Here is a 14,332-nt window from a genome sequence, read left to right as displayed (position 1 = left end):
TTCCGTGAACATGCACAGGTTCTGAGGGCTGCACTGCACTGGTGGTGCGCCTGCGTGGTATCTTGTTGCCCCCAACCAGCCTTGCCGATAGCGCTTTCATTCCATGCTTGCCAAACGCATCATCCCCTGCCTTGACGTGACCGGTGGTCGTGTCGTCAAGGGCGTCAACTTTGTCGAATTGCGCGATGCGGGCGACCCGGTCGAGATCGCCGCGCGCTACAACGCGCAGGGTGCCGACGAACTCACGTTTCTGGACATCACCGCCACTAGCGACGGGCGCGACCTGATCCTGCACATCATCGAGGCGGTGGCCAGCCAGGTGTTCATTCCGCTCACCGTGGGCGGGGGCGTGCGCACGGTCGATGACGTGCGCCGCCTGCTCAACGCGGGGGCCGACAAGACCAGCTTCAACTCGGCCGCCATTGCCAATCCCGACGTGATCAGCGCGGCATCGGCCCGCTACGGCGCGCAGTGCATCGTGGTGGCCATCGATGCCAAGCGCCGCTCCGAAGAGGAGGCGCTGCGCCAGGGACCCGATGGCCGGACCGTGGGCCCCGGCTGGGATGTCTACAGCCATGGCGGGCGCAAGAACACCGGCCTGGATGCCGTGGCCTGGGCGAGCGAGATGGCGCAGCGCGGCGCCGGCGAGATCCTGCTGACCAGCATGGACCGCGACGGCACCAAGGCGGGCTTTGATCTGGCCCTCACGCGCGCCGTGAGCGATGCCGTCAGCGTGCCCGTGATTGCCTCGGGCGGTGTGGGCAACCTCGACCATCTGGCTGACGGCATCCAGATCGGCGGTGCCGACGCCGTGCTGGCCGCCAGCATCTTCCACTACGGCGAGTTCACGGTGTTGCAGGCCAAGCAGCACATGGCCGAGCGCGGGATTCCGGTGCGTCTGTGATCGTCATTTGCTCACTATTTGATGGCTTTAGCGCTTGATACATAAGCGCTATAGCCTCAAAAGGCTTCAAGGCCGGGGTGGGCGCACCGCGCCGTCACCCAAATCATCGACAATCGCACCCATGAACTGGCTCAACGAAGTGAAGTGGGATGCGCAGGGCCTGGTGCCCGTGATTGCGCAAGAGCAGGGCACGGGCGACGTGCTGATGTTTGCCTGGATGAACCGCGAGGCGCTGCAAAAAACGGCAGAACTGGGCCGGGCCGTGTACTTCAGCCGCTCGCGCAAAAAGCTGTGGTTCAAGGGTGAAGAGTCGGGCCATGTGCAGACGGTGCATGAAATCCGCCTCGATTGCGACAACGACGTGGTGCTGCTCAAGATCACCCAGCTCGGGCACGAGCCCGGCATTGCCTGCCATACCGGCCGCCACAGCTGCTTTTTCAGCGTGCTCCGGGACGGCGCCTGGCAGGCGGTCGAGCCGGTCTTGAAAGACCCTGAATCCATCTACAGATAACACCCATGAGTTCCAACGATTCCCTGGCCCCGACTTCGCAGGACGCGCTGGCGCGTCTGGCTGCCGTCATCGAAAGCCGCAAGCCGTCGAACGGCGGCGATCCGGATAAGAGCTACGTTTCGCGCCTGCTGCACAAGGGGCCGGATGCGTTCCTGAAGAAGATCGGCGAAGAGGCCACCGAGGTGGTCATGGCGGCCAAGGACGTGGACCATGGCGCCGACAAGGCCAAAATCGTCTACGAAGTGGCCGACCTGTGGTTCCACTCCATGATTGCGCTGGCCCACTATGGCCTCACGCCCGCCGACGTGCTGGCCGAACTCGAGCGCCGCGAGGGCACCAGCGGTATCGAGGAAAAAGCCTTGCGCAAGGCGGTTGCGCGTGCGGCCCAGGAAAAATCGCCATGAACGACATCATCGATGTGCAGACCAACGACGAGAAGGCCGAGGGCCTCAAGGCCTGGGGCTGGGTCAGCTATGTGCTGCACCTGATCGTGGCCGTGGGTGCCGTCATCCCGGGCGCGCAGCCGGGCGCGGCGCTGCTCATCATCGCGCTGGTCATCGACCTGGTGAAACAGGGCGAGGGCGCGGGCACCTGGCAGGCCAGCCACTTTGCCTGGCGCATCCGCACGGTGTTGTGGGCGGGGGTGCTGTACATCGTCACGGCGCCGCTGTGGCTGCTGTTTTTCTTTCCCGGCTGGGTGGCCTGGGGCCTGATCTCCATCTGGTTCCTGTACCGCATCGTGCGCGGCATGGTGACCATGAACAACAGCCAGGCCATCGATGCCTGAGCGCGGCACGCTGACACCCATCAATCTGGCGCTGCAGGGCGGCGGCTCGCATGGCGCGCTGACCTGGGGCGTGCTGGACGCGCTGCTCGAAGATGGGCGCCTGATGATCGGTGGTATCAGCGGCACCAGCGCCGGAGCCATGAACGCCGTGGCGGTGGCGCATGGTTTTGCGCAGGCGGCCCAGCAGCACAAAGATCCGAAAGAAGCCCACGCGGCCGGATGCGAACTGGCCCGCGCTGCGCTGACGCGGCTGTGGGAAGGCGTCGGGACGCTGGGCAGCCTGATGTGGGGCACGCCGCTGGCAGCCGCCAACCCGCTGCTGGGCATGATGAACCGCTGGTTGTCGCCCTACCAGACCAATCCCCTGGACATCAACCCCCTGCGCCGGCTGCTGGAGCGCGAGGTGGATTTCGAACTGCTGTGCGCCGCCAAGGGCGCCTCCGGCCCCAAGGTGTTTGTGTGTGCCACCAATGTGCGCACCGGGCGCGGCGAAATCTTCTCGGGCGCACGGCTCAGCGCCGACGCGGTGATGGCGTCGGCCTGCCTGCCGCTGTTGTTCAAGGCCGTGGAGATCGAGGGCGAACGGTACTGGGATGGGGGTTATTCCGGCAATCCCGCGCTGCACCCGCTGATCTACCAGACCGACACCTCCGACATTCTGCTGGTGCAGATCAATCCGACCGAGCACCACGGGCTGCCCGACACGGCCCCCGAAATCCTCGAACGCATGAACGAGGTGACCTTCAATGCCAGCCTGCTGGCCGAACTCCGTGCCATCGAGTTCGTGCGGCGCCTGCTGGCCGAGGGCAAGCTGGACGCGCGCCGCTACAAGAACGTGCGCATGCACCGCATTGACGGTGGCGCGGTGCTGGCCCCATTTGGCGCTGACAGCAAGGCGCGCGCGGACATGGCCTTTGTGCGCAAGCTGTTCGCGCTGGGGCGCACGGCAGGCCAGGACTGGCTGAAAGCGCACCACCGCGATGTGGGTGTGCGCCCCTCCCTCAACATCGCCGACAATGTGTAACTGCCCGTGTGCCTTTGGGCGCTGAGCCAGCCTTCTTTTTCGCCATGCACGATCCAAACTGCCTTTTCTGCAAAATCATCGCAGGCCAGATTCCTTCGAAGAAGGTCTATGAAGACGAGGAAATCTTTGCCTTCCATGACATCCACCCCTGGGCGCCGGTGCACTTTTTGATGGTGCCCAGGCTGCACATCCCCTCGATGGCGCAGGTCACGCCCGAGCATGCCGGCCTGCTGGGCCGCATGCTGGCACTGGCGCCGCGCCTGGCCCTGGAGCAGGGCTGCAATCCGTATCCAGAGGGGGGGTTTCGCATCGTGGCGAACACGGGGCTTGAAGGCGGGCAGGAGATCCACCATCTGCACATGCATGTGATCGGTGGTCCGCGCCCCTGGCTCAAGGGCTGAATGCTTTTCCCCCTGGGGGTTGTGCAGGCGCTTTGAACTCCTGTCGCGGCCGCCGTCTAAAATGATTCCAATTCGTTAGGAGATATTCCATGGGTTCTTTTTCCATCTGGCACTGGCTGATCGTGCTGCTGATCGTTGTGATGGTGTTTGGCACCAAGAAACTCAAGAACATGGGTTCTGACCTGGGAGGCGCTGTCAAGGGCTTCAAGGACGGCATGAAGGATGGCTCCTCGCCGGACACCAACGCTGCAACGCCCCCCGCCGGTCAGGTGGCCAACCAGGCCACCGCCGACAAGACCACCATCGATGTCGAAGCCAAGCAAAAGAGCTGAGTTCGGGCGCTGGCGCTTCCATGATTGATATTGGCCTGTCCAAGATGGCGCTGATCGGCGTGGTGGCACTCATTGTCATCGGGCCCGAGAAGCTGCCGCGCGTTGCCCGCACGGTGGGCGCCTTGCTGGGCAAGGCGCAGCGTTACGTGGCGGACGTGAAGTCCGAGGTGAACCGGTCCATGGAGCTCGACGAGCTCAAGAAGATGAAGGACACGGTCGAAAACGCGGCCCGGGATGTGGAGCAATCCATCCAGACCAGCGCCAGCGAATTCGAAAAGGACCTGGCCCAAGCCAGCGGTACGGCCAGTGCCGACCTGCATGACCCGTTCGCCGTGGTGCCCGCCTACAGGCACCCGGGCAAGAACTGGCGCCTGAAAAAGGGCGCCATGCCCCAGTGGTACAAGGCGCGCAGTGGCGTGCGTACCAAGGCCCTGTCGGGCGCGGCGCGCGTTGCGCGCTACCGGCCACAGAAATTCCATTGATGCTGCATCCTGCCGCGCAGCGGGGGCGTTGCTGACGCCCGCGAAATTCCAACATGTCCGAAACCCCCTCCCAAGACGAACTGGCCGGCACCGAGCAGCCGTTTGTGCAGCACCTCATGGAACTGCGCGACCGCCTGGTCAAGGCCATCATCGCCATCGGTGTGGCGGCAGCGCTGCTGTTCTTCTTTCCCGGCCCTGGCGCGCTCTACGACTTTCTGGCGGCGCCGCTGGTGGCCCATCTGCCCAAGGGGGCCACGCTGATCGCCACCTCGGTGATCTCGCCTTTCATGGTGCCGCTCAAGATATTGCTCATGTCGGCATTTCTGCTGGCATTGCCTGTCGTGCTGTGGCAACTGTGGGCGTTTGTGGCGCCCGGCCTCTATTCGCACGAAAAGAAGCTGGTGCTGCCCCTGGTGGTGTCGAGCACCGTACTGTTTTTCATCGGGGTGGCTTTTTGCTACTTCTTCGTCTTCGGGCAGGTGTTCAGCTTTATCCAGGGCTTCGCGCCCAAGAGCATCACGGCGGCGCCAGACATCGAGGCCTACCTCGGCTTCGTGCTGACCATGTTCCTGGCGTTCGGCATGGCATTCGAGGTGCCCATCGCGGTGGTGGTGCTGGCCCGCATGAACATTGTGAGTGTGGAAAAGCTCAAGAGCTTTCGGGGTTATTTCATCGTGATCGCGTTCATCATCGCGGCCGTGGTCACGCCTCCGGATGTGGTGTCCCAGCTGGCATTGGCCATTCCGATGTGCCTGCTCTACGAAGTGGGTATCTGGGCGGCCCAGATCTTCATCAAGCACACCAAGGCACCCGAAGACGCCGAAGAGGCGGCATCCTCCTCGTCCTGATTGCCACGCAATCGGATGCCGGTGCTGGCCTGAAGCAAACATAGCTTCCAACGCTTACCCATCAAGCGCTGGAAGCTATTTTTTTGGAGCATCAGAGCGCGTGCGGCAACGCCAATGCACCGATGGCCAGCACGGCGCCAGCGCTTCAGCAGCGCCTTGTCAGCGCTTCACGGCACGTTGCGGCCGGGGACGAACGCCGGGGGTGACCTTCAGGTCCACCATGGCATCGCCGCGCTGCACGGCGAAGGGTGTGGCGGTGCCGGGCTTGAGGGCCGCCACGGCCGTGAGCAATTCGGAAACGTTGGTAACGGCCTTGCCATCGACGCGCACGATCACGTCACCGGGCCGCAGGCCGGCCTGGGCGGCGGGGCCGTCCTGCAGCACGCCGGTGATGATCACGCCCTCGGTGGCTTTCACGCCAAAGGTCTCGGCCAGTTCGGGCGAGAGTTCATTGGGCTCCACGCCAATCCAGCCCCGGGTCACCTGACCGTCTTTCACAATGCCGTCGAGCACCAGCCGGGCGGTGGACACGGGAATGGCAAAGCCGATGCCCATGCTGCCACCGGAGCGCGAATAGATGGCCGTGTTGATGCCCAGCAGGTTGCCGTTGACGTCCACCAGCGCGCCCCCCGAGTTGCCGGGGTTGATGGCTGCATCGGTCTGGATGAAGTTTTCGAAGGTGTTGATGCCCAGCTGGCTGCGGCCCAGCGCGCTGATGATGCCGCTGGTCACCGTCTGGCCCACGCCGAAGGGATTGCCGATGGCCAGCACCCGGTCGCCCACGGCGACCTGGTCGGAGTTGCCCAGCACGATGACGGGCAGCTTGTCGAGTTCCACCTTGAGAATGGCCAGATCGGTGTCGGGGTCAGTGCCGATCACGGTGGCCCGGGCACGGCGGCTGTCGGTGAGCGTGACCTCGATCTCGTCAGCGCCCTCGACCACATGGTTGTTGGTGAGGATGTAGCCGTCGGGGCTGATGATCACACCGCTGCCCAGTCCGGTTTGGGACTGGCTGCCCTGGTCGCCAAAGAAGAACTGGAACCACGGATCGTTGCTGCGCGGGTGCCGCACTTCCTTGCTGGTGTTGATGCTGACCACGGCAGGCGCGGCTTTGCGGGCGGCGCTGCTGAGGCTTCCAGGTTCCGGTTGCGCGGAACTTGTGGCGGGCGCCTCGACCAGCGCAATGCCTGCACCCGAGCGCGTGGTGCCCCGGCCCAGCCAGTCCGGCTGCAGGGTGGCGACAACAAAGTAGGCGGCAACGAGCACCGTCACGGACTGGGAAAAGAGGAGCCAAATGCGCTTCATGGTGTTTTGAGTGACTCTGGGAGTGGGTGCCGGGAAAGCCGTGTCCACATTGTTGGCGGACCGCCGATGATTGTCGCTGAACGGTCAGTTTCCTGCGCACGGTTGCCTTCAGTTGTGAGGGCGGTTCTCTGCTTTGCGAGAGGGGTGATCGTGAAATTTTATTCAGCGTTGTTGCCGTGTTGCGCATGGTGTAAACCCACTTGGGCCTGGCCGAATCCCCCAATCCCGGGGCGGCGGCCGCAGGCGCGTCTGCGGCATTGTGCTGGCGGCAGCGCTGTCGGCAGCGCACCTTTGGCGTGGCCAAAGAGTTGATGTTTCTTGCCGCCAAGACCAGCGCCATGGCGTGCGGGCGGCGGTGACAATACCGTGATGAGCATTTCCCGCACCACACTCGTGCAGGCATTTGACAGCCTGCTGCAACCCGAGCGTTTCAAGGACTACGGCCCCAATGGCCTGCAGGTCGAGGGCAAGGCCGACATTGCCTGCATCGTGAGCGGCGTGACGGCCAGCCGGGCGTTGATCGAAGCCGCCATTGCGCGCCGGGCCGACGCCATTTTTGTGCACCATGGCCTGTTCTGGCGCGGACAGGATGGCCGCATTACTGGCTGGATGCGCGAACGCCTGCGCCTGCTGCTGGCGCATGACATCAACCTGTTTGCCTACCATCTGCCGCTCGATGCGCACCCCGAAGTAGGCAACAACGCGCAGCTGGGGCGGGTGCTGGGCTGGACGGCCGACCAGCGCTTTGGCGAGCAGGACCTGGGCTTTGCCGGGCCGGCCGCGCTGGATGGCGCGCAGGCGCTGGCAGACCATGTGGCACGGGCGCTGGGCCGCCCCGTGACGCTGGTGCAGCCAGCGGCGCGGCGCATCCGGCGCGTGGCCTGGTGCACGGGCGGGGCGCAGGGTTATTTCGAATCGGCCATTGCCGCAGGGGCCGATGCCTTCATCACCGGCGAAATCTCGGAGCCCCAGGCCCACCTGGCGCGGGAAACGGGTGTGGCCTTCATTGCCGCCGGCCACCATGCCACCGAGCGTTATGGTGCCCCCGCCGCTGCCGCGCGGGTGGCGCAGCAGTTGGGGGTGGAGCACCATTTCATCGAGATTGACAACCCGGCGTGAGCGGAGTGTGGTGCTCCATGTATTCATGCTATTTAATTGATAGCTTCTGGCGCTTTATTTAAGGGCGCTTGCGGCTGATTTGATCCAAAATTTCATCATGCAAACCATTGCCATCACCCAGGGTGACCCAGCCGGTATCGGTCCCGAAATCGTTGCCAAGGCCTTTCGCGACGCTCCCGACATGCTGCGCGGCTGCTTTGCGGTGGGCGATCTGGCCACCCTGCGCCGCGCTGCGCAGTGCATCGTGCGCCCTGGCGTGCCGGAGTTGCCGGTAGCGCTGATCGCATCGCCCGATGACGCCTGGCAGGTGCCATCGCGCTGCATGCCGGTGCTGCAATTGCCTGGCTTGCCCGGCCCCGTGCCGTGGGGCCAGGTGAGTGCCGCGGCCGGCCGTGCTGCAGCCGACTGCGTGGTGTGGGCCGCGCGAGCCGCCCTGCAGGGCCACATTGCGGCCCTGGTGACGGCGCCGTTGCACAAGGAGGCGCTGTCTGCCGCGGGGGTGAGCTTTCCCGGCCATACCGAGTTGCTGCAGGCCGAGGCGGCGGCCCATCAGGGCGTGCCGCTGGCTGCCATGCCGGTGCGCATGATGCTGGCCAGTGATGAACTGCGCACGGTGCTGGTCAGCATCCACCTGTCGCTGCGCGACGCCATCGCGGCCGTGACGCGGGAAAACATCTTGCAGACCCTGCAGATCACCCATGCCGCGTTGCTGCGAAGTCTGGGGCGGGCGCCGCGCATGGCGGTGGCGGGCCTCAATCCGCACGCCGGCGAAGGGGGCTTGTTCGGACGCGAGGAAATCGACAGCATCGTACCCGCCGTCGCCGATGCGCGTGCGCTGGGCATGGATGTGCATGGCCCGTTGGCGCCCGACACGGTGTTCATGCGCGCGCGCCACACGCCGCAGCATGCCGGGGAGTTCGATGTGGTGCTGGCCATGTACCACGACCAGGGCTTGATCCCCGTGAAATACCTGGGGGTGGACAAGGGGGTGAACGTGACGCTGGGCCTGCCGCTGGTGCGCACCAGTCCAGACCACGGCACCGCTTTCGATATTGCCGGCCAGGGCGTTGCCGATGCTGCAAGCCTGGTGGAGGCGGTCCGGGTTGCACGCCAGATGGTTCGATAAAAACAAACGCCCTCAGCAGGTGCTGAGGGCGCTGGCAATGGTGGAGCGGCAAGGGTGCCGCGTGCCCATGAACGCGTTTCAGCGCTTGAGGCTGTCGCGGATTTCGCGCAGCAGAACGATGTCTTCAGCGGGTGCTGCGGGGGCTTCTGGCGCTGCGGGCGCTTCGCGCTTGAGGCGGTTGATCTGCTTGACCATGATGAAGATGATGAACGCAAGGATCAGGAAATTCACCGCCACGGTGATGAAGTTGCCGTAAGCGAACACCGGGACACCGGCCTTCTTGATGGCATCCAGCGTCTGCGCCGTACCCGCCGGTACCTCGCCCAGCGCGATGAACATGTTGGAAAAATCGAGCTTGCCAAACACCAGGCCCACCAGGGGCAGGATCAGGTCGGAAACCACCGAATCGACAATCTTGCCGAAAGCGCCACCGATGATCACGCCGACGGCCAGGTCGATCACGTTGCCCTTGATCGCAAATTCGCGGAACTCTTGCATCATGCTCATGGTTATTTCTCGATTAATTGCGGATGCGCAAGTATTGCTCAGTTTGCAGGCCTGTCAAGGCGGGCCTGTACATTGAATTACCCATTTTCACTCCGCTACAATTCGCAGTTGACCCCAATCTAGCGATGTTCATCGAGGATCCCCATGAGTGACACTCCAATCGACTCCAGCAAGCGGACGTGGATCATCACGTCTGCCTGCGCTGGTGCGGTGGGCGGCGTGGCAGCTGCCGTACCTTTCGTGAGTTCTTTCCAGCCCTCCGAGCGAGCCAAGGCCGCAGGTGCCGCCGTTGAGGTGGATATCTCCGCCCTCAAGCCCGGAGAAAAAATGACCGTGGAGTGGCGCGGCAAACCGGTGTGGATCCTGAAGCGCACACCCGAGCAACTGGAATCCCTGGCGCAAACCGAGCCCCAGGTGGCCGATCCAAAATCCGATCGCAAGGCCTACCCTATTCCTGAGTACGCCAAGAATCAGCACCGCTCGATCAAGCCCGAAGTGTTTGTCGGCGTGGGCATATGCACCCACCTGGGCTGCTCGCCAGGTGACAGGTTCCAGACTGGTCCTCAGCCGTCGCTGCCCGATGACTGGCATGGTGGCTTTCTGTGCGCTTGCCATGGCTCCACGTTTGACGTGGCCGGTCGGGTGTTCAAGAACAAGCCCGCACCTGACAACCTCGAGGTGCCGCCGCACATGTATCTCTCCGATACACGTCTGATCATCGGCGAAGACAAGAAGGCCTGAAGGAGCACTACATGGCCCACGAATTCAAAGAAATCTCCCCCAACGCCTCGGCCGGTGCCAAGGTCACGAACTGGTTCGAAAACCGTTTTCCAACGGCGTTCGATGCCTACCGCGTGCACATGTCGGAGTACTACGCTCCGAAGAACTTCAACTTCTGGTACGTCTTTGGCTCGCTGGCACTGGTGGTGCTGGTGATCCAGATCGTCACCGGGATCTTCCTGGTGATGCACTACAAGCCAGATGCAGCGCTGGCGTTTGCATCGGTCGAGTACATCATGCGTGATGTGCCCTGGGGCTGGCTGATCCGCTACATGCACTCTACGGGGGCCTCGGCGTTCTTCATCGTCGTCTACCTGCACATGTTCCGTGGCCTGATCTATGGCAGCTACCGCAAACCGCGTGAACTGGTCTGGATCTTTGGCTGCGCGATTTTCCTGGCGCTCATGGCTGAAGCCTTCATGGGCTACCTGCTGCCCTGGGGCCAGATGTCGTACTGGGGTGCGCAGGTGATCGTCAACCTGTTTGCCGCCATTCCTTTCGTTGGTCCTGACCTGGCACTGCTGATTCGTGGCGACTACGTGGTCGGCGATGCGACGCTCAACCGCTTCTTCAGCTTCCATGTGATTGCTGTGCCGCTGGTGCTGCTGGGTCTGGTGGTCGCCCACTTGCTGGCCTTGCACGATGTGGGGTCCAACAATCCCGATGGCGTGGAAATCAAGGCGCCCAACGCACCCAAGGATGCCAAGGGCAAACCGCTCGACGGCGTGCCGTTCCATCCCTACTACACGGTGCATGACATCTTCGCGCTGAGCATGTTCCTCATGGCTTTCACGGCAGTGGTGTTTTTTGCACCCGAGTTCGGTGGCTATTTCCTGGAGTACAACAATTTCATCCCGGCAGATCCGTTGGTGACGCCGCTGCACATTGCACCTGTCTGGTACTTCACGCCGTTCTACTCCATGCTGCGTGCCATCACCAGCGAGATGATGTACGCGCTGATCGCCTGCGTGCTGGCGGGCGCTTTCCTCGGCGTGGTCAAGGCCCGGCTGCCTGGGTTCCTCAAGGGGGGCATTGTGATTGCAGCCGTGGTTGCGGTTCTGCTCATGCTGGCGATCGATGCCAAGTTCTGGGGCGTGGTGGTGATGGGTGGTGCCGTGATCATCCTGTTCTTCCTGCCATGGCTGGACGCCTGTGAAGTGAAGTCCATCCGCTATCGCCCCAACTGGCACAAGTATCTGTATGCCGTCTTCGTGATCAACTTCCTGATTCTGGGGTACCTGGGCGTGCAGCCGCCATCGCCCGTGGGTGAGCGCGTTTCGCAGGTGGGCACGTTGTTCTATTTCGGTTTCTTCCTGCTGATGCCCTGGTGGAGCCGTATCGGTGCAACCAAGCCAGTGCCTGACCGTGTCAACTTCACTGCGCATTGAGCCCTGGAGATAACAACAATGAAGAAACTCATCCTCACGCTGGTTGCTGCACTGGGCTTGGCAGCCGGTGCTGCGCATGCCGCCGGTGGCAGCGCCATTGCCTGGGACAAGGCTCCCAACAAGACCAACGACCTGGCTTCGCTGCAAAACGGCGCCAAGGTGTTTGTGAACTATTGCCTGAGCTGCCATTCGGCTGCGTTCATGCGGTTCAACCGACTGCGCGACATTGGTCTGACCGATCAGCAGATCAAGGACAACCTTCTGTTCACCACGGAGAAGGTGGGTGAAACCATGAAGGCCTCCATCGATCCCAAGCAGGCCAAGGAATGGTTCGGTGCCAACCCGCCTGACTTGACGGTCATCGCACGCTCGCGTGCGGGCCACGGTGGCACGGGGGCGGACTACCTTTACACGTTCCTGCGCACGTTCTATCGTGATGGAGCCAAGGCTACTGGCTGGAACAACTTGCTGTTCCAGAATGTGGGCATGCCCCATGTGCTCTGGGAGTTGCAAGGCGACCGCCGTCCGGTGTTCGAGGCGCATGAAAGCCACGGACAAACGACCCAGGTTTTCAAGGGCTGGGAGCAAGTCACCCCTGGTACCATGACGCCCCTGCAGTATGACCAAACCATTGGCGACCTTGTGAACTACCTGCAGTGGATGGGCGAGCCCGCACAGAACACCCGCGTGCGGGTGGGTGTGTGGGTACTGATTTTCCTGGGCTTCTTCACGGTCATTGCCTGGAGGCTGAACGCAGCCTTCTGGAAAGACGTCAAGTAAACCTTGGATCCGCTGACCGCGCGCCCGCTGGCGCGGCGGGACTTTACAGAGTGGGCGCTTTTTGCGTCCCACTCTTTTGATTTTTAGGAGCCTCCCACCATGATGGTGCTTTATTCGGGTACGACCTGTCCCTTCTCCCACCGCTGCCGCTTTGTCCTGTTTGAAAAAGGCATGGATTTCGAGATCCGCGATGTGGACCTGTACAACAAGCCCGAAGACATCAGCGTGATGAATCCCTATGGTCAGGTGCCGATTCTGGTGGAGCGTGACCTGATCCTGTACGAGTCGAACATCATCAACGAGTACATCGACGAGCGGTTTCCCCATCCTCAGCTGATGCCAGGTGACCCTGTGGACCGTGCCCGCGTGCGCCTGTTCCTGCTCAACTTCGAGAAGGAATTGTTCGTGCATGTGAACATCCTGGAGTCGCGCGCCACCAAGGGCAACGAAAAGGCGCTGGAAAAGGCCCGCGCCCATATCCGTGACCGCCTGACGCAGCTGGCCCCCGTGTTCCTCAAGAACAAATACATGCTGGGTGACAACTTCTCGATGCTCGATGTCGCCATTGCTCCACTGCTGTGGCGCCTGGATTACTACGGCATTGATCTCAGCAAGAACGCGGCGCCATTGCTCAAATATGCAGAGCGCATTTTCTCGCGCCCTGCCTACATTGAGGCGCTCACACCATCTGAGAAGGTGATGCGCAAGTAAGCCCATCTGCTTGTCCCGACACTTGCACCGTAGCGACACCATGAATGCCCAGGACTCCACTTCCACGCGCCCTTACCTGATCAGGGCCCTTTATGAGTGGTGCACCGACAACGGGTTCACACCCTACGTGGCGGTGCGTGTGGATGGGTCCGTTCAGGTGCCGCGCGAATATGTGAAGGATGGCGAAATTGTCCTGAACATCAGTTATGACGCGACGAGCTCCTTGCAGCTGGGCAATGACTTCATCGAGTTCAAGGCACGCTTTGGCGGCAAGCCGCGTGAGATCCTGGTGCCCGTGGGGCGGGTGATTGCCATTTATGCGCGTGAGAATGGGCAAGGCATGGCATTTCCTGCGCCGGTGGATGTGGATGCTGCCGTACTCGACGGAGGCCTTGTTTCAGCTGCTGTGCCCCCGCCGGTGCCGGCCGAGGATGCCGAAGACCGTGTGGTGCAACTGGTGCCCAGCGATGGCATGCCCGCCGAGGAAGGTGGCGGCGATCCCCATCCCCCGCGCACCTCGGGCAGAAGTGCGCGCCCCTCTCTCAAGCGCATCAAATAGCCACCACACGCCGCAAAAGACGCTGTTTTTGCAGGATAAAATGCAGCCTTCGCCGATTTAGCTCAGTTGGTAGAGCAACCGCCTTGTAAGCGGTAGGTCGTCAGTTCGATTCCGACAATCGGCACCATTTTTCGCAAAAACGCCCGGGCTTACACCTCTCTCAGGGGTATATCAGGCCTGAATCTTGAGGCGAATGGAGTCCACCTCCCACCCCCGGCTGCGCAAGTGCGCCAGCAGCGCCGGCAGCAACTGGCGTATTTTTGCCGCCGCAGCGTTGCTTTTCACCAGCAGACACCAGTTGCCTCCATCGATAGGTCCTGCTTGCACCGTCGAGCGCAGGGCTGAAGGGATCAGCCGTTCAATCGCCTGAAGCCGTTCACTGGAATCCCGTGTGAGCGCCGCCAGTTTGGCCAGCGTCGGAGAGTCCTCGCTGGCTTGCTGCAGTGTGATGGCGTAGTGGCGGCGATTCATGGGGATGGTGTGATGGAGCCGGGCAGGCGGGACGGCATTGGATTATCGCGGACGCCTGGTTCGCGCCTTGTCGTTCAACCCGTTGGCCTGCTGGTGCTTGGAATCGGGGTGCCTTTTCGGGTGCGTCGGGAATTTCCGATGTGGGGGCAATGAATCCTGCGCCCCGGTTGCAGGTGCCCACGCAGTGCCTTGGGCTGCGGTGCCCCGATGGCCACCCAAATTCCCCCGCCTATGGCCACCTCAAACTCCCCCACCTGAACTGATCGGGGATAGGGGTTAAACGCCGGCGCCGTCGGC

General features: G+C 62.6%; 19 protein-coding genes and 1 tRNA gene. 17 read left to right on the top strand and 3 right to left on the bottom strand.

Annotated features, from left to right (window positions below; all coding sequences use genetic code 11):
- Nucleotides 1–103: 103 nt before the first annotated feature.
- The 9 genes from hisF to tatC all read left to right on the top strand — a co-directional run bounded on the left by hisF (nucleotide 104) and on the right by tatC (nucleotide 5,289).
- On the top strand, nucleotides 104–904 hold the full coding sequence (hisF, locus tag BLW02_RS15155) for an imidazole glycerol phosphate synthase subunit HisF (RefSeq protein WP_092699921.1): 801 nt from the start codon (nucleotides 104–106) through the stop codon (nucleotides 902–904).
- A gap of 112 nt (nucleotides 905–1,016) precedes the next feature.
- Nucleotides 1,017–1,415 carry a phosphoribosyl-AMP cyclohydrolase gene (gene hisI / locus BLW02_RS15150; protein WP_208859744.1) on the top strand — a complete coding sequence of 133 codons (399 nt, stop codon included), beginning with the start codon at nucleotides 1,017–1,019 and terminating at the stop codon, nucleotides 1,413–1,415.
- A 5-nt stretch (nucleotides 1,416–1,420) separates the two neighbouring features.
- Nucleotides 1,421–1,819, top strand: coding sequence for a phosphoribosyl-ATP diphosphatase (locus BLW02_RS15145; protein WP_092699917.1), 399 nt, complete (start codon nucleotides 1,421–1,423; stop codon nucleotides 1,817–1,819).
- Nucleotides 1,816–2,202, top strand: coding sequence for a DUF4870 family protein (locus BLW02_RS15140; RefSeq protein ID WP_026437581.1), 387 nt, complete (start codon nucleotides 1,816–1,818; stop codon nucleotides 2,200–2,202). The genes BLW02_RS15145 and BLW02_RS15140 overlap by 4 nt, the downstream gene beginning before the upstream one ends.
- Complete coding sequence (locus BLW02_RS15135; protein ID WP_092699915.1) at nucleotides 2,195–3,226, top strand: patatin-like phospholipase family protein; 1,032 nt, start codon at nucleotides 2,195–2,197, stop codon at nucleotides 3,224–3,226. Before BLW02_RS15140 ends, BLW02_RS15135 begins: the two co-directional genes overlap by 8 nt.
- Nucleotides 3,227–3,270: 44 nt before the next feature.
- On the top strand, nucleotides 3,271–3,627 hold the full coding sequence (locus BLW02_RS15130) for a histidine triad nucleotide-binding protein (RefSeq protein ID WP_092699913.1): 357 nt from the start codon (nucleotides 3,271–3,273) through the stop codon (nucleotides 3,625–3,627).
- Between the two features lie 89 nt (nucleotides 3,628–3,716).
- Nucleotides 3,717–3,959, top strand: coding sequence for a Sec-independent protein translocase subunit TatA (gene tatA / locus BLW02_RS15125; protein ID WP_092699911.1), 243 nt, complete (start codon nucleotides 3,717–3,719; stop codon nucleotides 3,957–3,959).
- Between the two features lie 20 nt (nucleotides 3,960–3,979).
- Nucleotides 3,980–4,441, top strand: coding sequence for a Sec-independent protein translocase protein TatB (gene tatB, locus BLW02_RS15120; RefSeq protein WP_092699909.1), 462 nt, complete (start codon nucleotides 3,980–3,982; stop codon nucleotides 4,439–4,441).
- A 53-nt stretch (nucleotides 4,442–4,494) separates the two neighbouring features.
- Nucleotides 4,495–5,289, top strand: a complete 795-nt coding sequence (gene tatC / locus BLW02_RS15115) for a twin-arginine translocase subunit TatC (RefSeq protein WP_092699907.1) — start codon at nucleotides 4,495–4,497, stop codon at nucleotides 5,287–5,289.
- A 159-nt stretch (nucleotides 5,290–5,448) separates the two neighbouring features.
- On the opposite strand, the gene BLW02_RS15110 is transcribed toward tatC, so the two are convergent.
- Entirely contained in the window at nucleotides 5,449–6,594 is a 1,146-nt protein-coding gene (locus BLW02_RS15110) for a S1C family serine protease (protein ID WP_092699905.1), read from the bottom strand.
- A 369-nt stretch (nucleotides 6,595–6,963) separates the two neighbouring features.
- Here BLW02_RS15110 and BLW02_RS15105 point away from each other — a divergent pair, with 369 nt between their 5' ends.
- Both BLW02_RS15105 and pdxA read left to right on the top strand, forming a co-directional pair.
- The gene (locus BLW02_RS15105) at nucleotides 6,964–7,713 is read left to right on the top strand and encodes a Nif3-like dinuclear metal center hexameric protein (RefSeq protein WP_092699903.1); all 750 of its coding nucleotides are present in this window, start codon (nucleotides 6,964–6,966) and stop codon (nucleotides 7,711–7,713) included.
- 97 nt (nucleotides 7,714–7,810) lie between these two features.
- Entirely contained in the window at nucleotides 7,811–8,839 is a 1,029-nt protein-coding gene (pdxA, locus tag BLW02_RS15100) for a 4-hydroxythreonine-4-phosphate dehydrogenase PdxA (protein WP_092699973.1), read from the top strand.
- 78 nt (nucleotides 8,840–8,917) lie between these two features.
- On the opposite strand, the gene mscL is transcribed toward pdxA, so the two are convergent.
- Nucleotides 8,918–9,346 carry a large conductance mechanosensitive channel protein MscL gene (mscL, locus tag BLW02_RS15095; protein ID WP_092699901.1) on the bottom strand — a complete coding sequence of 143 codons (429 nt, stop codon included), beginning with the start codon at nucleotides 9,344–9,346 and terminating at the stop codon, nucleotides 8,918–8,920.
- Nucleotides 9,347–9,490: 144 nt separating this feature from the next.
- Here mscL and petA point away from each other — a divergent pair, with 144 nt between their 5' ends.
- From petA to BLW02_RS15065, 6 genes are all read left to right on the top strand, one after another.
- On the top strand, nucleotides 9,491–10,087 hold the full coding sequence (petA, locus tag BLW02_RS15090; RefSeq protein ID WP_092699899.1) for a ubiquinol-cytochrome c reductase iron-sulfur subunit: 597 nt from the start codon (nucleotides 9,491–9,493) through the stop codon (nucleotides 10,085–10,087).
- Nucleotides 10,088–10,098: 11 nt separating this feature from the next.
- On the top strand, nucleotides 10,099–11,514 hold the full coding sequence (locus BLW02_RS15085; RefSeq protein WP_092699897.1) for a cytochrome b: 1,416 nt from the start codon (nucleotides 10,099–10,101) through the stop codon (nucleotides 11,512–11,514).
- An 18-nt stretch (nucleotides 11,515–11,532) separates the two neighbouring features.
- Entirely contained in the window at nucleotides 11,533–12,294 is a 762-nt protein-coding gene (locus BLW02_RS15080; RefSeq protein ID WP_092699895.1) for a cytochrome c1, read from the top strand.
- A gap of 99 nt (nucleotides 12,295–12,393) precedes the next feature.
- Nucleotides 12,394–13,005 carry a glutathione S-transferase N-terminal domain-containing protein gene (locus BLW02_RS15075; RefSeq protein ID WP_007854512.1) on the top strand — a complete coding sequence of 204 codons (612 nt, stop codon included), beginning with the start codon at nucleotides 12,394–12,396 and terminating at the stop codon, nucleotides 13,003–13,005.
- Nucleotides 13,006–13,045: 40 nt separating this feature from the next.
- Complete coding sequence (locus BLW02_RS15070) at nucleotides 13,046–13,564, top strand: ClpXP protease specificity-enhancing factor (RefSeq protein ID WP_092699893.1); 519 nt, start codon at nucleotides 13,046–13,048, stop codon at nucleotides 13,562–13,564.
- A 51-nt stretch (nucleotides 13,565–13,615) separates the two neighbouring features.
- Nucleotides 13,616–13,691 (top strand) — tRNA-Thr (locus BLW02_RS15065).
- A 44-nt stretch (nucleotides 13,692–13,735) separates the two neighbouring features.
- Here BLW02_RS15065 and BLW02_RS15060 read toward each other — a convergent pair.
- Nucleotides 13,736–14,035, bottom strand: a complete 300-nt coding sequence (locus BLW02_RS15060) for a DciA family protein (protein ID WP_026437567.1) — start codon at nucleotides 14,033–14,035, stop codon at nucleotides 13,736–13,738.
- Nucleotides 14,036–14,332: the final 297 nt, after the last annotated feature.

This window comes from Acidovorax soli, from assembly GCF_900107605.1.
Taxonomy (GTDB): domain Bacteria; phylum Pseudomonadota; class Gammaproteobacteria; order Burkholderiales; family Burkholderiaceae_C; genus Acidovorax; species Acidovorax soli.
This window is presented reverse-complemented; position numbering and strand designations above follow the sequence as displayed.